We start from the raw sequence: 2182 nt of genomic DNA on the forward strand, positions 1-2182 counted from the left end.
ATTGAGCTCGGTCCCGGGGATCCTCTAGAGTCCTCCAGCACGTCGGCGAACTCTCGGTACATCTCCTGCGTGCGCGAGTACGTGTGCGGCTGCTGGATCGCGATGATGCGACCGTCGCCGACGACGCTGCGCGCCGCGACGAGCGCGGCGGCCACCTCGGTGGGATGGTGCGCGTAGTCGTCGTAGACGCTCACCCCGCGCTCGACGCCGTGGAGCTCGAAGCGCCGTACCGTGCCCCCGAACTCCTCCACCGCACGCAGGGCCGGCTCGAGGGCGTAACCGAGCGTGAGCAGCACCGCCACGGCCCCCGCCGCATTGACCGCGTTGTGGGCTCCCGGAACCGCGAGCCGCCCGGTCACGGTCTCGCCGTCATGCGTGAGCGCGAAGGAGACGGGGCCTTCGGTCACGATGCCACTCAGGCGCACATCGGCGGCGGCATCCTCTCCGAATGTCACGATCCGGTCATGCCCGAGGGCCTGAGCGACACGCCGCGCCCCGGCGTCATCGGCGGAGATGACGACAGCCTCTCGAGCGGCGTCGCCGAAGCGGACGAAACCGTCGTAGAAGGCGTCGCGCGACTCCCAGTGGTCGAGGTGGTCGGGGTCGACGTTGGTGATCAATGCGACTGACGTGTCGTACAGCAGGAACGTGCCGTCGGACTCGTCGGCTTCGATGACGAACAGCTCATCTCCGCCCGTGCCGCTGGAGACACCGAGATCGGCGATGACGCCCCCGTTCACGAACGTCGGCGCCGTTCCGAGTGCACGCAGCGCCGTCACGAGCATGCCGGTGGACGTCGTCTTGCCGTGAGCCCCTGCGACGCTCACGAGCCTGCGCCCTCCGATCAGCCAGTACAGCGCCTGGGAGCGGTGGATCACGGGCAACCCGCGCTCCTTCGCGAGCACGTACTCCGGGTTCTGCGGCCAGATCGCGCCCGTGTGGATCACGGCGTCGACATCGTCGGGGAGATTGGCCGCATCGTGCCCGACATGCACCGTAGCGCCCCGCGCAGCGAGAGCGCGCAGGGCGGCGCTGTCGGCACGGTCGGAGCCGGAGACGCGGATGCCCCGATCGAGGAACATGCCGGCCAGCCCCGACATGCCCGATCCACCGATCCCGATGAAGTGGGCGGCGGTGATGTCGTCGGGGATGGGCAGGCTCAGGTCGGGTCGAATCATGGCTCGTCAAGTCTAGGTCGACGCCGCCTGGGCGGATGCTGCGGCGCGCGGCGCACGAACGCGCCGCCGCCACCGCCATCCCGCTTTTGTTATGACACATTTGGTACGGACGGTGGTACAATTCGAACATGACCGACCCGAATCACCTGAACATCGTGCTCGGGACTCTCGTCGGCGCCATCACGGTGTCCGGCGCGATCGGCGCGTTGAACGCCTGGCGTGGGCGTTCCGTGGGAGAGCGCGCCCTGGCACGCTTCGCGGACCGCGCGGCGCTACCGGTGCCGGCGGCCTCGGCGGCCGCTCTGGAGGCGTACATGCGACACCGAAAGCTGGTGGACTATCTTGCGCTGTCCGCTGCCGGCGCCGTCGGCGGACTGCTTCTGCTCACCCCGCTCGGGTTGAGCACGTTCTCCCCACTCGGCATCCTCATCCCGGCGATGTACGTGACCATGCTCGTCGTCTCCTGCTGGTCGACGCTGCACGAACGCCTCTTCGCGCCGGCGCAAGGTTCGATCCGGATCGCGCGATCGCGGGGAACCACCGTCGGCGACTACCTCGCCGGGCTCCCCCGCGCGCTCACCTGGATCCTCCTGGGACTCGCGCTGACGTGCGGTGTAGGGGTGGCCTGGAGCCTCGCCGCAGGCAGCGTCGCGCGTATCGATCTGGCTGCGGTCGCGCTCATGGTCACCGCGGTCGCCCTCGCAACATGCGTCGTTCTCCCGCGCCTCGAGGCCGCGATTGTCCGCCGCCCGCAACCGGCCGGTTCCGAACTCGAACTGGCCTGGGACGATGCGCTCCGCGTCGCGGCACTCAACGGGTGCCGTCAAGGTGCGGCTGCGCTCTGCATCGCCGCGGCGCTGATCGCCGGCGTCGCCGTGTTCTCGGGGCCCGACGGCGATCCCGGGTGGACCGCGAGCGTGTTCGTGATACTCGTGCTGCCTCTCACGTACCTCTACCCCACGCAGGGCGCAGCCGTTTCCCGGACGACTCCATCCGGACGGCAT

At 69.3% G+C, this 2182-nt stretch carries 2 protein-coding genes; one reads left to right on the plus strand and one right to left on the minus strand.

What is annotated here, in order from left to right:
• On the minus strand, positions 1 to 1178 hold a 1178-nt coding region (gene murC, locus I5I_RS12230; protein ID WP_036319996.1), incomplete at its 3' end, for a UDP-N-acetylmuramate--L-alanine ligase.
• A 128-nt stretch (positions 1179 to 1306) separates the two neighbouring features.
• On the opposite strand from murC, the gene I5I_RS12235 reads away from it, so the two are divergent.
• Positions 1307 to 2182, plus strand: an 876-nt coding sequence (locus I5I_RS12235; protein WP_036319999.1) for a hypothetical protein, incomplete at its 3' end; no start/stop codon positions are given.

Origin of the sequence: Microbacterium sp. B24, from assembly GCF_000333415.1 — a bacterium.
Classification (GTDB): domain Bacteria; phylum Actinomycetota; class Actinomycetes; order Actinomycetales; family Microbacteriaceae; genus Microbacterium.